Here is a 16434-nt window from a genome sequence, read left to right as displayed (position 1 = left end):
TCCCACAGATTTGGCAAAATATGTTATCCAGACATATTACTGAATAGAGATGTTTTTTGAAACCAGTTAAACTATTCCGTTGTCTATTTTCACAAAAAATACAGAACGAACCTGAACATGTTGTCGATTTTTACCCGCCTACCTTGGATTCATAAGACATTAATTGTCTTTTTTAGCGCCATTATTTTTGTTGCGCTGTTTTTATTACCCGATGCTAGCGATCTAAGAACAGATGAAAGCCGCCTAGAACTAGGACGACATTATCCTTTGGCGATTAATGCAGAGGCGCTTTCCCCTGGTCAGGACATATTGCCTACGACAGTGCTAAAATGGGAAACGCACAAAGTTCAATCCGGTGAGAGTGCTTCTGTTCTTTTCAAACGCATTGGGTTATCCGCACGTTTACTCTATAACCTCGTTTCAACCAATAAAGATATCAAAACTCAACTCACCAAATTGAAACCAGGCGACAAGCTCATTTTCGGTTTTGATGAAAACAATGAGATGGTACAGCTCAAACGCAATATCAGCGCATTTGAAACATTCAAAGTCACTCGGACTGACTCTGGGTTTCAATCTGAATTCGATAAGAAAGAGATCAATTACCAGTACAATTATGCGGAAGCAGAAATCACATCCAACTTCTGGAATGCTGGCATTTCATCAGGATTAACCGCGAACCAAATCATGGAATTGGCTGGCATATTTGGCTGGGATATTGACTTCGCCTTAGACATCCGAGAGAACGATAGCTTTAAAATGCTCTATCAAGAAAAAGTGGTGGAAGGTGAAGTGATCGGCAGAGGTAAAATAATGGCCGCGATATTTACCAACCAAGGGGATACCTTTACCGCCATCCTTGATGATAAAACGGGCAACTATTACGACGAGAAAGGGCGTGCTATGAAAAAAGCATTTCTACGCTCTCCTATTGATTTCCGTCGTGTTACCTCAAACTTTAATCCTCGTCGTAAACACCCAGTGACAGGAAAAGTTCGTGCTCACAGAGGTACGGATTATGCAGCTCCAGTAGGAACGCCTATTTGGGCTGCTGGTGATGGTATCGTGCAAAAGTCTAGCTACAACAAATATAACGGTAATTACGTTTTCATTCGCCATAGCAATACCTACATCACCAAATACCTGCACATGAAACGTCGCATGGTAAAAACAGGCCAACGAGTGAAACAGGGGCAAACGGTAGGGACACTAGGTGGAACCGGACGAGTGACAGGCCCGCACCTACATTATGAATTTCTAGTAAATGGCGTACATAAGAACGCACGCACGGTTAAACTACCGCAATCAAAATCGCTAACAGGCAAAGCGAAAGCAACCTTTATTGCCAACGCGAATATTCGATTGAATAAACTTGAACGATACGGTCAATTGCTCGCTAAACAGTAATAGGCATAGACAATAATTGTTATGAAATCATGATCAATAGAGAGTGGTGAATAGACATCTCGCCACTCTCTATCTTTTTACCTCTGTCTCTCTACCTCTTTAAGAGAGCTCATTAATGCTCTTTCTTGGTGCTCTCAGATTCAACTTTCTCTCTTTAAGCTCTAACTATTTAAGCGTCGTCAGGCTTCAGTTCTGCTAACTTTTTAGGCTCTGTTACTGCCGCCTTGGATTTATCTCGCCCTAGCATCAATAAGCATGGGGTTAACACGAGAGTCAAAACGGTAGCAAACGCTAATCCACCGGCAATAGACGTCGCCAACTGTGACCACCACTGCGTACTCGGAGCACCAAATTCGATCTTTTGATTAATCAGATCAATATTCATTTCCAGTACCATTGGCATCAGTCCCAATATGGTCGTAACGGTCGTCAGCATCACGGGCCTTAAACGCTGAACACCAGTACGTAAAATGGCATCTTGTTTGCTTAGTCCACGCTTGATCAACTGGTTAAAGGTATCAATCAATACAATATTGTTGTTAACCACAATCCCAGCAAGCGCAATCACGCCAATACCTGACATCACAATGCCAAACGGACGTTGGAAGATCAGCAACCCTATAAACACACCGACAGTAGAGAACAACACCGCACTCAAGATCAGTAACGCCTGATAGAAACTGTTGAACTGGGTAATTAGAATCAACCCCATCACCGCCAATGCAACCATGAAGGCGCTCTGTAAAAATTCAGATGAATGTTCTTGTTCTTCATTCTGGCCACGAATTTTAAATTCAACACCGCTAGGCAAATTCAACTCGGTGAGAGCTTGCTGAATTTTGGGTAGTTCAAGGGCAAGGTTATAACCTTCTTCCATATCCGCCATAATACTGATCACTCGCTGGCCATCGGTTCTTTTGATGGTGTCCTGCTTATGATCTGGCACGATTTGAGCGAAATTGGTAATAGGAACAAGACCGGCAGGCGTCTTTATTCTTAATTGGTCAAAGCGTCCTATATCCCGCTTATCTTCAGGGAAGCGCACTAAGATATCGACTTCTTCTGTTGCATCATCAGGAAGATAATCTCCAATCTTGAGCCCATTAGTGACGAACTGAACGGTATTTCCCACTAATGTCGCATCAGCAGAGAAACGAGCGGCATCCCCTCTACGAATATCAATTTTCCAATCAATTCCCTCTTTACTTGAGGTATCACTGATGTTTGTAAGGGCCGGGTTATTATCAGCCCAATGGCGAACTAACTTAGCCGCACCATCTAATGAATCAGGAATTCGCGCAAACATCTCTATCACTAAGTCATTTTCTACCGGAGGGCCTGCATCAGGGAATTTATACTCTATTTCAACGCCCGCGAATTGATTAGTTGTCTGTTTTAACTCATCAATAATGTCCTTCACACGGCGTCGATATTGCCAGTCCACAGGGGTGATCTGAATTTGTCCAATTTCATCATCCCCTCCCGTTCGGGTATAAACGCTCTCAAACTCCTCATGATCTAACATCACCTGTTCAATTCGACTCATGATCACATCTTTCTCATCAATAGAGAGATCACCATAAGATCGCACTTTCACCGTAAAGAAAGGAGGATCCACTTCAGGGAAAAACTCCGCGCCTAAACCTGCTTTTGAATAGGTAAACCCGACACTCACCGCAAGCAATATTGAACACAGTAAGATTTTCAGAGGGTGCTTAATAGCAATTGATAACGTGTGGTAATAGAGTTTGGTCAGACCCGTAGCTTTCGAAAAATCACCATTATGTAAAGCTAACATTTTCTCTTTATTTTTTGTCGAGACATGCTGTGGCTTCCCAATCAAACTGCCTAACACCGGAATAAATAGCAGCGCCATCACAAGAGATGCCGATAAGGTGGCAATTAATGTCAATGGCAAGAACTTCATGAACTCACCCGTAATATCAGGCCAGAAAAGCAGTGGTGCAAATGCGGCCAGTGTCGTTGCCGTTGATGCAGTGATTGGCCAAGCCATTCGTTTCGCCGCATCTTGGTAAGCTTCTCTCTTTGGCGTGCCTTCTTGCATTCTTCTGTCTGCAAATTCGGTCACCACAATGGCGCCATCCACCAGCATTCCAACGGCCATGATCAAAGAGAAAAGCACCACGATATTAACGGTTAACCCAAAAACAGACAGTACGAGTAAACCAGTTAGGAATGAGCCAGGGATAGAGATACCAACAAGCAGCGCGGTTCGAACACCTAAAATCGCAATGATGACGATAACCACTAAGATGATGGCAGATAGAATATTATTCTGCAGATCATTGAGCATGATCTCGACATCTTTAGATTCATCCCAGGTGTATTTAACCAAAAGGTTACTAGGCCATTGGTCAAGCTTCTGCGCTTCAACCATCACTGCTTTGACTAACTCAACCGTCTCTATGATATTTTCGCCAGCGCGCTTTTTAATATCAAGCACCACCGCTGATTTACCATCCAGTCGAGCAAAACTTTCTGGATCGCGAAAAGCACGTCTCACGGTCGCCACATCACTAAACGTAATCACCTGTTTACCGTCAACCTTGATTGGCAGTTCTAGGACATCTTTTAAAGAATCGAACACTGAAGGGACTTTTACCGAGAAACGGCCATAACCCGTATCAACAAACCCGGCGGCAACGACTCGGTTATTCAACGCGATAAGATTGTAAATGTCTCCTTGGTCAAGCCCGTAGCTCTCCATCAATAGAGGGTCAACAATAATCTCAACGATATCGTCACGATCCCCTGCTATATCGACTTCTAGTATTTGGCGGTAACTCTCCAGTTTATCGCTTAACTGCCTTGCTAACTGGACAATGGTTCTTTCTGGTACCGTTCCATAAAGGACAACCGATAAGATGGGCTGCTCTGACGCTAATGTCACTTCATTTACAGTAGGTTCATCACTGTCTGCGGGAAGTTTAGGTTTCGCAAGATCGACCGCATCTCGAACATCCGCCATCGCTTTACTTAGGTCGACACCAACGTTAAATTCAAGAACGACCGAAGCATGCCCTTCTGAAGCGGTGGCGGTCATCTCTTTAACACCTTCAATAGAGCGTAACTCTTGCTCTATTGGACGAACTAGAAGGCGTTCAGCATCATCTGGCGAAATACCTTGATGCCCTACTGATACATAAATAATAGGTATGGTTATATCGGGACTAGACTCTTTAGGAATAGCTATATAAGTACCAATTCCAGCAATCAAAATCAGCACCAACAGCGTTAACATGGTTCTTGCCCGAGATAAGGCGGCATCAATAATCGAATACATAGAGCCTCCTAGTTTTGTTGTTCTGAGAATTCAATCGCAATCACAGAATCACCATCACGCACAAAACCTTGCCCTATCGTAATGATATCAACCTTCTCTCCAAGCCCCGTTAACCACACACCATCCTGTTCAGCTTTAACCAATTGGATTGGCACAAAGTGAACCATATCTTGTTGCAGAGTTTTAACGCCTAAGTTGCCTACATCATCCAAAGCGAGCATTGCAGGCGTAATTTTAATGGCAAGTTGAGATTCTAGGCTCAAGGTCACCTCTGCACTTATCCCTGCTGGGATTTTCTTATCCGTATTGGCGATGGCTATTTCGATAGGAAAAGTGTTAGTTGATTCTGAAGACATACGAGAAATATAGCGAAGCTTGCCAGCAACAGTCGAACCATCAAGCAGCTTTATTCTTGCATCTTGCTGAGCTTGAAGGCTTTGGATATGTCGTTCACTCACATCGGCTTTTATCACCAGTGGATCTAAATCGATCAATGTTGCAACAGGATCGCCTACACCAACAAAATCTCCGACTTCGATATTCAATGCTTCAACCACACCACTAAAAGGGGCTCGAATTAATGTGTTACTTAAGGCGAGTTTCGCATTACTCACTGCCGCTTTAGCTTCCGTTAAAGAAGCTTGTGCAGAGGTATAGGCAACTTCACCTTGTAAACCACGACTTTTAAGTGAATCTGCTGCTTTAAATTCTTTCTGCTTTAAACGTAACACGGCATTCGCTCGTTCAAGCTGAATGGCTAGATCGCCTTTATCTATTTGAACAATGGCTTGGCCTTTTTTAACAGCATCACCTTTTTTGATTTTAACCTGCGTCACCTTCCCTGCAATTTCAGCACCTAAAGTCGCTTGTCGATCTGGAGCCGTACGACCGTACAGATCGATCTTTTTATCGGTCGCTTGCGCGTTGAAAGTTTGATAGACCACTTTCGCCAATGGGATGGTTTGAGATTTATTATTGCTCGGAGCTTCTTGAGCACGCAATGCACCAAGGCCAAGCCAAATGGAGAGAAAAAGAAGGAGTAGAAATGAGATGAGCCAAGGTCGCTGGGTAAAAAAGCCACCAGCACGGAAATTCAGCATATGAAGTCCTTTTTAATAAGGTCTAAAGCGTCAATACCAACACCAGCTATCTACATTTCTGGTATCAGTATTACCGCTCAAAATTTCACGCAACATCCTTAACGTAAAATTTATACAGTTATTCTATAAAGTAACTGCTTAAGACTTCATTTGCTGTGAAGCGTTTCACTTTACCCACGATAGATATCGTCAATACGGGTATAACAAAACTCACTAGACGCTAAATGATGCACCACAGCCACAAGTGGTTGTTGCATTAGGGTTATTCACAAAAAAGCGAGCCCCTTCAAGGCCTTCAGTGTAATCCACAACGCCACCAATTAAATATTGAAGGCTCATAGGATCGACAACTAAAGTAACGCCGCTATTTACAATGGTCGTGTCACCTTCATTTACGTTTTCATCAAAAGTGAAACCGTATTGGAAGCCGCTACAACCACCACCAGTAATATAAACGCGTAATTTTAATGCTGGGTTCTCTTCTTCCGCAATTAAAGTGTTTACGCGTGTTGCTGCTGCGTCTGAAAAAGACAGTGGTACATTTACTTCGCTCACGACAACCTCTCTCGTGTAATGACCCGTTAAATTGAGTATCGTAAAAACTCATGTTAACAGGTGTATCTTTTTTAATAATACCGCGATTATCTAATACCTGACTGTTTCGTTCAAGTATTCACCGATACTATTCCGCATTTCTAGCCCTTTCATTTCCTATCTACCCCTCAAATATTTTGATTAAGCGTGAAAAATGTCAGAAATTTGGCCAAAACATTTCTAGTTCGGAGTGTGATAGGTACAATGCGTGACAATTGGTCCGAACAATCAAAAGAGGATATATCATGACCAAATCATCAGAGCTGTATCAAAAAGCACAACACACCATTCCAGGTGGTGTAAATTCACCAGTTCGTGCATTTAACGGTGTTGGTGGCTCGCCAATTTTCGTAGAACGTGCTGACGGTCCGTTAATTTTTGATGCTGATGGTAAAGCATATATTGACTATGTTGGGTCTTGGGGTCCAATGATTCTTGGCCACAACCATGCTGTTATTCGTGAAGCTGTGATTAGTGCGGCTCAACGTGGTTTAAGTTTCGGAGCTCCAACCGAAATGGAAATCAACATGGCTGAATTGGTTTCTGAAATGGTTCCGTCAATGGAACAAGTGCGCATGGTGAGCTCAGGTACTGAAGCAACAATGAGTGCTATCCGTTTGGCTCGTGGCTTTACAGGCCGAGATAAAATTCTTAAGTTTGAAGGTTGTTACCACGGCCATGCAGACAGCCTACTAGTAAAAGCGGGCTCTGGCGCATTAACACTTGGCCAACCAAGCTCACCAGGCGTACCTGCTGATTTTGCAAAATACACATTAACCGCTACGTTTAATGACCTTGAATCGGTTCGCGAACTGTTTGCTGCGAATAAAGGTGAAATCTCGTGCATCATTGTTGAACCTGTTGCCGGTAACATGAACTGCATCCCGCCAGTTGAAGGCTTCCATGAAGGTCTGCGTGAAATTTGTGATCAAGAAGGTGCGTTACTGATTTTTGATGAAGTAATGACAGGCTTCCGCGTGGCTCAAGGCTGTGCTCAAGCGCATTACAACATCAAACCTGATTTAACGACTCTTGGTAAAGTCATTGGTGGCGGCATGCCAGTGGGTGCTTTCGGTGGTCGTAAAGAAGTAATGCAATATATCGCACCGACAGGTCCTGTATACCAAGCGGGTACATTGTCAGGCAACCCTGTTGCAATGGCCGCTGGTTTCGCATGTTTAACTATTCTAAAAGAAGACGGTCATGCACAACGCCTTGCTTCTAAAACAGAGCAAATCGCTTTGGGGTTAAAACAACGAGCAGACGAGCATGGTATCCCTCTACTCGTAAACTATGTAGGCGGTATGTTTGGTTTCTTCTTCACGGATCAACAGAGTGTGACTTGTTTTGATGACGTGACAAAATGCGATGTTGAACGCTTTAAACGCTTCTTCCACCTGATGTTAGAGCACGGTGTTTACCTTGCACCATCAGCTTTTGAAGCAAGCTTTACTTCGCTAGCTCATGGCTCTAAAGAAATTGAAGCCACACTAGAAGCGGCAGACCGCTGTTTTGCTATTATCGCAAAAGAAGCAGAATAACTTAATATTGAGCAGTAGAAAGGCTGAACTCAGCCTTTCTACTTATTACCAACTTTCTTTATTGCCAATTTACAGCAACAAGTATCAATAACCCCACAAGAAGCAACGAAAACCATGGAACTTTACGTTTAGGCGCTTTCTTGCTACAACCACTATCTTTCCCACAACAGCCCATAAATAAAACTCCTGATTGATCACTTTCTGCTTTAACGTCATTATAAACTTAATCAAGACTACTTTAGAGACTTAATTTTGCAGGATAAAATCAAAATTACATCTAGCCATTGGGTTATCGTTGTGGCGCTCCTCGCAGCGGCTTATGCCTGTTATTTATTGATAGAGCCTTATGTCAATTCGATTGTCATGGCCTTTATCATTTCACTGTTGATGTTCCCTATTCATAATTGGCTAGAGAAAAAACTGCCTAATAAAGCCAATATTGTTTCCCTATTATCCTGTGTCATCCTCACCTTTATAATCGTTATTCCATTGCTGGCGGTTTTTGCAGCTATTGTTCAGCAGGGCTCATCCTTCTCACACAATACTTATCAGTGGGTATCTCATGGTGGTATTCAAGAGCTCTTTGCTCACCCATTAGTAGTCAAGGCTCTTGCTTTTATCAATGAGTATCTTCCTTTTGACACTATTGAACCACAATCTATTGCCCAAAAAGTTGGGGAATTCGCCACATCATTTGGTTCAAATTTGGTTGCCATTAGTGCGAGAATTCTTGGGGATGCCACCAACTTCCTAATGGATTTCTTCTTGATGCTATTTGTGCTGTTCTTTTTGCTTCGCGATCACGACAAGATCATCAGTGCGATCCGCCATATCTTGCCTTTATCTCGCAGCCAAGAAGACAAACTACTCTCGGAAATCGAACAAGTGTCAAAATCCGCAGTGATGGGATCTTTTCTTACTGCCATAGCACAAGGCCTTGCTGGCGGGATAGGTATGTGGATCGCAGGGTTCCCAGGACTTTTCTGGGGAACCATGATGGGATTTGCCTCTTTCATTCCTGTCGTAGGAACGGCCTTAATTTGGATCCCTGCGGCAATTTACCTATTTTTAACCGGAGATACCACTTGGGCGATCTTCTTAACGGTATGGAGCGTTGCGATTGTCGGTTCTATTGACAATCTATTGAGACCATTCTTAATGCAAGGCAGCGCGGGGATGAATACCCTGATGATTTTCTTCTCATTACTGGGCGGGATCCAACTATTTGGCTTAATTGGTCTTATCTATGGCCCTATTATTTTCGCTATCACTATGGTGCTGTTTAATATCTATGAAGAAGAATTTAAAGACTTCTTAGATAAACAAGACAATAATTAATTCACACTCTCTCTATCCACGAGAGAGTGCTGAAGAGCATTAAAATATCTTCAAGCAAAGGGCAGATTATGCGAGAATCTGCCCTTTCGTATTTTCGCTTGCCATTAATTGAGTTCATCATGTCTGTTTATACAACACCGAGTCAAATCGCCCAACGTCAGCTTGCCTACTTTGAAGGAAAGCATGTACTTGTTGCTGGCGAAGTCGAAGATCTGTTTCCTATCGAGTTAGAAAAGCACTGCGCATCGGTGAGTGTATTCACAACTCATTATGGCTATTACCGCCAGTTAGAAGCTCACTCATCTATCTCTCGATATTTTGGTGCTGAATTTACGGCAGAAACTCCAGCCGATATGATTTTATTGTATTGGCCAAAAGCCAAAGCGGAAGCGGAATACCTTCTTGCCATGTTATTGGCGAAGCTAGGTACAGATACCGAGATCGTCGTTGTTGGCGAAAACCGCTCTGGCGTAAAAAGTATCGAAAAAATGTTCCAAGCTTATGGGCCTGTGAAAAAATACGATTCAGCTCGCCGTTGTTCGTTCTATTGGGGACAATGCACCGAACAAGTAGCCACTTTTGCACTACAAGATTGGTTCAAAACCTACACCGTCCAATACGCAGAACAGACGTTAACCGTAAAAAGTTTACCTGGTGTATTTAGTCATGGTGAATTTGATATTGGCAGTAAATTACTGCTTGATAGCCTACCAACACTTTCTGGTAAAGTTCTAGATTTTGGTTGCGGCGCAGGGGTTCTCAGTGCAGTGATGGCAAGCCAAAATCCAGATATTGAATTAGAACTCTGTGACATTAGCGCATTAGCCGTTGCCTCAAGCCAAGCGACTCTGGAAGCTAACGGATTACAAGGTCGTGTTTTTGCTTCTGATGTCTATTCAGATTGTAGCGATGACTACCAATTTATCATCAGTAATCCCCCTTTTCATTCAGGTTTAGATACCAGCTACAGCGCAACGGAAACACTGCTAGCGAAAGCTCCAACCCGCATGACACGTAAAGGTCAGCTGTTTATTGTGGCGAATAGTTTCCTCAAATACATCCCGATTATCGAGCAAGCTTTTAGTAATTGCGCGACGATAAATAAGACCACCAAATTTGCGATTTACCACGCGTCGAAATAGCTAATTGATAGAGTACAGAATAAAATCTGTGCTCTATTTTCTCTATTTTCCGTTTCATTAAGCAAAAAATGCGTCTTTGAACACGCTTTGCATCACACTTACTTGTCAAAGTAAAAAAACTCGTTAATTTCGTTAGATTAGAAACCCTTTAATCCTTCACTCTGTTTTGATTACCTCGTCAATGTTGTCAAAACCGCCACGGAAATTAACGCCTTATTTATGTTTAGGTTCTATCGAAAGCAAAAATTCAAGCGCCTTCAGAATACTTTAATGATGGCTTTTCTTGTTTTAAGTATCACACCTTTAACTGTGATTGCGGTCTTTTTTCTCCAATCTCACAGCACCGATCTTCAAGAGCAAAACACCTCACACCTCTTATCGGTTCGAGATACAAAACAACAGCAAGTCATTGATTATCTACAAGCTCAAGAATCAGAAGTGATGGGCTTTGTTCGTTCAGAACTCGCCTATGCCAGTGGTGGGCGTTTTTATGGCTTAGTGAACGCTTTTCAACGCTTAGGGATGGATATCGATCAAGCGAGAGCCCATGCTCAGCAACGATATATCAAAGGTTCAGGCAACCAAATAAAAACGTCAATCCTTCCAGAATCCAGCAGCTATGTTGGAAGCGAACGTTATCGCCTACTTCATAAACGCTATCACTCTGCTTATCTAGAATTGCTTAAACGTGCGGATTTTGATGACATTCTATTAGTAGATCTTGAAGGTAATGTCGCCTATTCCACCTATAAACATGATAACTACGGCACCAATTTACTGACAGGTCACTATAAAGACTCAAACCTTGGTATTACCTTTAAAAAACTGGCTGATGAAGTGCAATCTAAACGCAAGAGCAATGAAGATTACACCCCTGTGATTATGTCGGACTTTTTAATTGAGAACGGAAAACAGGTAGCGTGGTTAGGTGCGCCAATTGTTCAGCAAGGGTACCTACACAGCTACGCAATGTTGCGCCTACCAAGCAATGGCATTACAAAGTTAATCACGGATATTAATAAAACCTCCTCAATGCAAACCCTATTGGTTGGCAGTGATCACCTACCCAGAACCCTCGCGCATAGCCAAGACGACATCAACACCAGTTTAAAAGTTGTTGATAAGGCGTTAAGCGGAATCACGGGGGTCGGTAGCTATATCAATGCTAAGGGCGAAAGCACCATTGCCGCTTATGCTCCTATCGCACTGAAAAGTAGTACTTGGGCACTGGTGGTTGAACTGCCTGAAAATGAAGCTTACGCCCGAATTCAGCAGCTCGAAAAACTCTTCGTGCTTGTCATGCTGACCGCGATTATTTTAGTTTTTATCGCCTCTCACTATTTATCCAACTTCATCACTTCCCCACTTTTAAAGCTCACCTGGGCAGCAGAAAAAGTGTCCGCGGGAGATCTCGATGAGAATGTCATCAATACCGACCGTAAAGATGAAATTGGACGTTTAGCGATCAGCTTCTCCCGTATGCAACGTTCCATTCGAGAAAAAATTCAACTCATTGAAAGTCAAAACAAGGAACTTGAGCAAAACCTGAAGTTGATCCAAAAACAAAATGACGATCTACAACTGGCAAATAAACTCAAAGATGAATTCTTAGCAACCACTTCACATGAATTACGAACACCATTGCACGGAATGGTGGGCATTGCCGAAGCTCTCATTTCAGGTGCGAATGGACCGATCCCTGCCCATCAGAAATATCAGCTCGACATTATTATTAACAGTGGTCAGCGACTTGCGACATTAGTCGACGACCTACTGGACTACCATAAAATGCGCTACGGCAGCTTGGACATTCAAAAATCTGCTGTCGATATTTCTAGTGCGACCCGTTTGGTGTTGGAACTGTCCAATCACTTACTCGGCAATAAACCCATTCGCATCATTAACCAAATCACCACCAACGTTGCTTTCGTTTCTGCGGACCCTCAGCGATTGGAACAAATCCTATATAATTTAATTGGCAATGCCATCAAGTACACCTCTGAAGGCAAGATTGTTATCTCTGCCAACATTGTCGATGACTCAGTTCGAGTGCAAGTGGTCGATACAGGCCAAGGCATTCCTGCAGAGCATTTAGAGCATATTTTTGAACCCTTAATTCAAGCAGGTCAAGATGCTGGACGCTATCGTCAAGGTGCCGGTTTAGGGCTATCCATCACTCGTCAACTCATTGAGTTAATGGGTGGGGCTCTGTATGTGAGTAGCCAACCTATGGTAGGGACCACATTTAGTTTCACTCTGCCCATCGCGAATGAAGAAGAGATTGCCTCATCTTATAACATGACATCGCTCAACCACTTTAAGGCTCCCGATGCCTTTGATGTCATAGAGGGTGAAAGTACCGCACTGCCTGAAAATAGCGATGGACCTCTGCTTATTGTCGCCGACGATGAGCCTGTTAACTTACATGTCCTCGATAGTTTCTTACGCCTTGAAGGCTATCGTGTTCGCACCGCTAATGATGGGCCAGAAACTATTGAACTGATTAAACAGGAGAAGCCTGAGTTATTACTATTAGATGTCATGATGCCAGGAATGAGTGGCTACCAGGTGTGCGAAAAATTAAGAGAAGAGTACGATCATGCCGAGCTTCCTATTTTAATGTTAACCGCCCTAAACCAAACGGAGGACCGCATTCGAGGCTTCCAAGCTGGTGCTAATGATTATTTGTCTAAACCTTTCAACAAACAGGAGCTTGCTGCTCGAATTATTGCCCATTTAACGGCCAGCAAAGCCGAGCTCCGCCGAATTGAAAATGATCAATTACAGTTAGAGTTAAAACACCGCGCAATGGTCGAAGCGAACTTACTAGAAACTCAAGGCCGCTTGCTTGAACAACTAGAATCAGCTCCAGAAGCTATTATCTGCATTCGAGATGACATGCGTATTCGCTTTGCCAATGACGCGGCATCGAAGCTATTTAGACGCTCTCAAGAACAACTTAAACGCTCAATGGCCGATGAAATCATTGCTCCAAAATACCTTAATGTGACGCAAGAGCATTATTGTGGAGACGTCGATATCTACGTTGAAGACATTCGACAGCATATCTCTACTGATATTCTTAAATTAGCAAAAGGCTCCGGTTTGCATGCCATGTATATATTTAACATTGGGGGCGGTGTTAATGCGGCACGTATCAATAACCTAGAGACAGCAGTAGAAGCACTATCAAGTTACGCTTTTGAAGGCGATAAAAATAAACTTCAGCAACTTAAAGAGCTTGGCGGTGAATTTACTCGCCTTGCGGATAAAGCTGTGGGTGAAGGAATGAACAAGCAAGATTTAATGCGTGAAATCTTAGTGGATGCAATGACCAACGCACTCGACTACTGGGAGAGAGTCACCGATCAGTCTAAATTTGCATTCGCCGAACAGAGTGGTCTATGGCGCGTCTATTTAGACAGAAGCACTCTACAAACCCGCACCTTGGACAAATACCTACGAGTCGAAACCCTGCCGAAAACGCCTCGCTGGCGAACGGTATTAAGCTCAATTGAGTTTATATTAGAACATTGCAAAGAGCAGAGCCCAGAACGAGCTCATATTGAAGTGCTACGCGATAAACTACAGAAGCTGTTAACGAGTTAACTCGCTCTATTTAGGAATAAAGCCTGCATTAAACATGCAGGTTTTTTTTATCTTTAACACTCGACAATGACCTACCCTCCCATTTTTACTCTTATGAAAGTTGGTTGTTTCTCTTCATAAAAAAAGAACCATAAGCCACAATAATTCCGACCAAATTGATACAAAAATCACCGATAGTTTCCATAGAACATCATCAGTTATCTCACTTTGCGAACTTAATCACAACAGAACGGCAGATTTAAATTCACGCGATAAATTAACGTAGAACCACTGCGTGACCGAGATCTACGTTAATTAACCCAAAGGTTAAAACATTACATTTAAAACCCTAAAAGGTAAGTAACCACTAACTTTATAAGTATTCAAAAATGGATTTGCGAGTCAGATCAACCGCGAAAAATCGCTTCATTATTAAACAAACAATGAATTTTTAACGTTTATGACGGAGTTGATTGCTGATTTGACGTTTTTAACGGGAATGGTATTTGATTATTCACTCGATAAAGTGTCTTCTAGTTACGTCTTAGACCTACAGGCCAATCTTTTTCAAACATGCTCCTTTATAACAGGAGGTAAAAAAGAGGTAGGTCTTGGAGAGTGTTAATCAATTGATGACATTCCAATCCATTAGTGAAATGAAAGCAAATAGTAAGGAACAGCTATGCTTGCCAATATTAAAAAAACAGCACTTGCAACAGCCATTATTGCGACAGCTACTACAGGTTTCGCCTCAGTAGCGACAGCCGCTGAACGCAGTGAACTGACTATCCACCCGAAGGAATTTACGACTTTCGTACGTAACTTCAACCCGTACCTAGGTGCAACGAACCTTCATACAACAACAGACTTCTTGTATGAGCCTCTTGTTGTGTTTAACGAAATGCACGGCAATACTCCGGTATTCCGTTTGGCAGAAAACTTCAAAATGTCTGACGACCTAATGAGCGTCGTCTTTGATATCCGTAAAGGCGTAAAATGGTCTGACGGTGAAGCATTTACTGCAAACGATGTTATCTTCTCTTTCAACTTAGTAAAAGAGAAACCAGAGCTAGACCAAAGCGGCATCAACTCTTGGGTTTCTAGTGTAGAAAAACTCAATGACTACCAAGTACGTTTCCGTCTAAAAGAAGCGAACTCAAACGTTCCTTACGAAATTGCTAAAGTACCAGTAGTTCCTAAACACGTATGGAAAGACATCAAAGATCCAGCAAGTTTCACCAATGAAAACCCTGTTGGTTCAGGTCCATTTACAGAAATTGACACTTTCACAGCTCAACTATACATCCAGTGTGCTAACCCGAACTACTGGGATGCAGACAACCTAGATGTTGACTGTCTACGTGTTCCACAAATTGCCAATAACGACCAATTCTTAGGAAAAGTAGTCAACTCTGAAATGGACTGGACTTCATCGTTCGTTCCAGACATTGACCGTACTTACGCAGCAGCAAGTCCTAAGCACCACTACTGGTACCCGCCTTCAGGCACTCAAGCATTTGTGGTTAACTTCAAAAACCCAGATGCAGCGAAAAATGAAGCACTGAACAACGTTGATTTCCGTCGTGCATTCTCTATGGCACTTGATCGTCAAACTATCATCGACATCGCATTCTACGGTGGCGGTACCGTAAATGACTTCGCATCTGGCCTAGGCTACGCATTCGAAGCATGGTCTGATGAAAAGACTCACAATAAATACAAAGGCTTTAACACATACAACGCTGAAGGCGCTAAGCAACTTCTTGCTAAAGCTGGCTTCAAAGATGTAAACAAAGATGGTTTTGTTGATACTCCAACAGGTAAATCTTTCGAGCTGATGATTCAGTCGCCAAATGGCTGGACTGATTTTAACAACACCGTTCAACTAGCAGTAGAGCAACTGAATGAAATCGGCATCAAAGCGAAAGCTCGTACGCCTGATTTCTCAGTATACAACCAAGCGATGCTTGAAGGTACGTACGACGTAGCATACACAAACTACTTCCACGGTGCGGATCCTTACACTTACTGGAACAGTGCATACAACTCAGCACTTCAGTCTGGTGATGGTATGCCTCGTTTCGCGATGCACTACTACACAAACAGCAAGCTAGATGGCCTGTTAAACAGCTTCTACAAAACAGCGGATAAAAATGAGCAGCTAGATATTGCTCATGGCATTCAGAAAATCATCGCTTCTGACCAAGTAACGATTCCTGTGATGTCTGGTGCTTACATGTACCAATACAACACAACTCGCTTTACTGGTTGGTGGAATGAAGAAAATCCTAAGGGCCGTCCAAACATTTGGGCTGGTATCCCAGAGCGTCTACTTCACGTACTGGACCTAAAACCAGTGAAATAAGTAATCGTTCAATCCTTGCGGTGTGCTTCCGTACACCGCTTATAAATCCCCACAC

At 42.8% G+C, this 16434-nt stretch carries 9 protein-coding genes; 6 read left to right on the top strand and 3 right to left on the bottom strand.

What is annotated here, in order from left to right:
- Window positions 1-117: 117 nt before the first annotated feature.
- Window positions 118-1407 (top strand): peptidoglycan DD-metalloendopeptidase family protein, encoded by a 1290-nt coding sequence (locus OCV39_RS02770; protein WP_261888884.1) that lies wholly within the window; start codon window positions 118-120, stop codon window positions 1405-1407.
- Between the two features lie 169 nt (window positions 1408-1576).
- Here the strand turns inward: OCV39_RS02770 and OCV39_RS02765 are convergent, their stop codons facing one another.
- The 3 genes from OCV39_RS02765 to erpA form a co-directional block, all read right to left on the bottom strand.
- Window positions 1577-4711 carry an efflux RND transporter permease subunit gene (locus OCV39_RS02765; RefSeq protein ID WP_261888883.1) on the bottom strand — a complete coding sequence of 1045 codons (3135 nt, stop codon included), beginning with the start codon at window positions 4709-4711 and terminating at the stop codon, window positions 1577-1579.
- A gap of 8 nt (window positions 4712-4719) precedes the next feature.
- Entirely contained in the window at window positions 4720-5811 is a 1092-nt protein-coding gene (locus tag OCV39_RS02760) for an efflux RND transporter periplasmic adaptor subunit (protein ID WP_261888882.1), read from the bottom strand.
- Window positions 5812-6024: 213 nt separating this feature from the next.
- On the bottom strand, window positions 6025-6366 hold the full coding sequence (gene erpA / locus OCV39_RS02755) for an iron-sulfur cluster insertion protein ErpA (RefSeq protein WP_017054122.1): 342 nt from the start codon (window positions 6364-6366) through the stop codon (window positions 6025-6027).
- A 284-nt stretch (window positions 6367-6650) separates the two neighbouring features.
- Here erpA and hemL point away from each other — a divergent pair, with 284 nt between their 5' ends.
- The 5 genes from hemL to OCV39_RS02730 all read left to right on the top strand — a co-directional run bounded on the left by hemL (window position 6651) and on the right by OCV39_RS02730 (window position 16379).
- Entirely contained in the window at window positions 6651-7946 is a 1296-nt protein-coding gene (hemL, locus tag OCV39_RS02750; protein ID WP_261888881.1) for a glutamate-1-semialdehyde 2,1-aminomutase, read from the top strand.
- A 252-nt stretch (window positions 7947-8198) separates the two neighbouring features.
- Entirely contained in the window at window positions 8199-9284 is a 1086-nt protein-coding gene (locus tag OCV39_RS02745) for an AI-2E family transporter (RefSeq protein ID WP_261888880.1), read from the top strand.
- Window positions 9285-9403: 119 nt separating this feature from the next.
- Window positions 9404-10426, top strand: coding sequence for a 16S rRNA (guanine(1207)-N(2))-methyltransferase RsmC (gene rsmC / locus OCV39_RS02740; protein ID WP_171755931.1), 1023 nt, complete (start codon window positions 9404-9406; stop codon window positions 10424-10426).
- Window positions 10427-10645: 219 nt separating this feature from the next.
- Complete coding sequence (locus OCV39_RS02735) at window positions 10646-14035, top strand: response regulator (RefSeq protein WP_261888879.1); 3390 nt, start codon at window positions 10646-10648, stop codon at window positions 14033-14035.
- Between the two features lie 661 nt (window positions 14036-14696).
- Window positions 14697-16379 carry an ABC transporter substrate-binding protein gene (locus tag OCV39_RS02730; protein ID WP_113799208.1) on the top strand — a complete coding sequence of 561 codons (1683 nt, stop codon included), beginning with the start codon at window positions 14697-14699 and terminating at the stop codon, window positions 16377-16379.
- Window positions 16380-16434: the final 55 nt, after the last annotated feature.

Origin of the sequence: Vibrio cortegadensis (assembly GCF_024347395.1) — a bacterium.
Classification (GTDB): domain Bacteria; phylum Pseudomonadota; class Gammaproteobacteria; order Enterobacterales; family Vibrionaceae; genus Vibrio; species Vibrio cortegadensis.
Note: the sequence above shows the minus strand (reverse complement) of the source record. Positions and strands in the feature narration are given on the sequence as shown.

Coding starts and splice junctions, on each gene's coding strand:
- OCV39_RS02730 (WP_113799208.1), top strand. CDS start 14,697: ATGCTTGCCAATATTAAAAAAACAGCACTTGCAACAGCCATTATTGCG.
- OCV39_RS02760 (WP_261888882.1), bottom strand. CDS start 5,811: ATGCTGAATTTCCGTGCTGGTGGCTTTTTTACCCAGCGACCTTGGCTC.
- OCV39_RS02770 (WP_261888884.1), top strand. CDS start 118: ATGTTGTCGATTTTTACCCGCCTACCTTGGATTCATAAGACATTAATT.
- OCV39_RS02765 (WP_261888883.1), bottom strand. CDS start 4,711: ATGTATTCGATTATTGATGCCGCCTTATCTCGGGCAAGAACCATGTTA.
- OCV39_RS02735 (WP_261888879.1), top strand. CDS start 10,646: ATGTTTAGGTTCTATCGAAAGCAAAAATTCAAGCGCCTTCAGAATACT.
- rsmC (WP_171755931.1), top strand. CDS start 9,404: ATGTCTGTTTATACAACACCGAGTCAAATCGCCCAACGTCAGCTTGCC.
- hemL (WP_261888881.1), top strand. CDS start 6,651: ATGACCAAATCATCAGAGCTGTATCAAAAAGCACAACACACCATTCCA.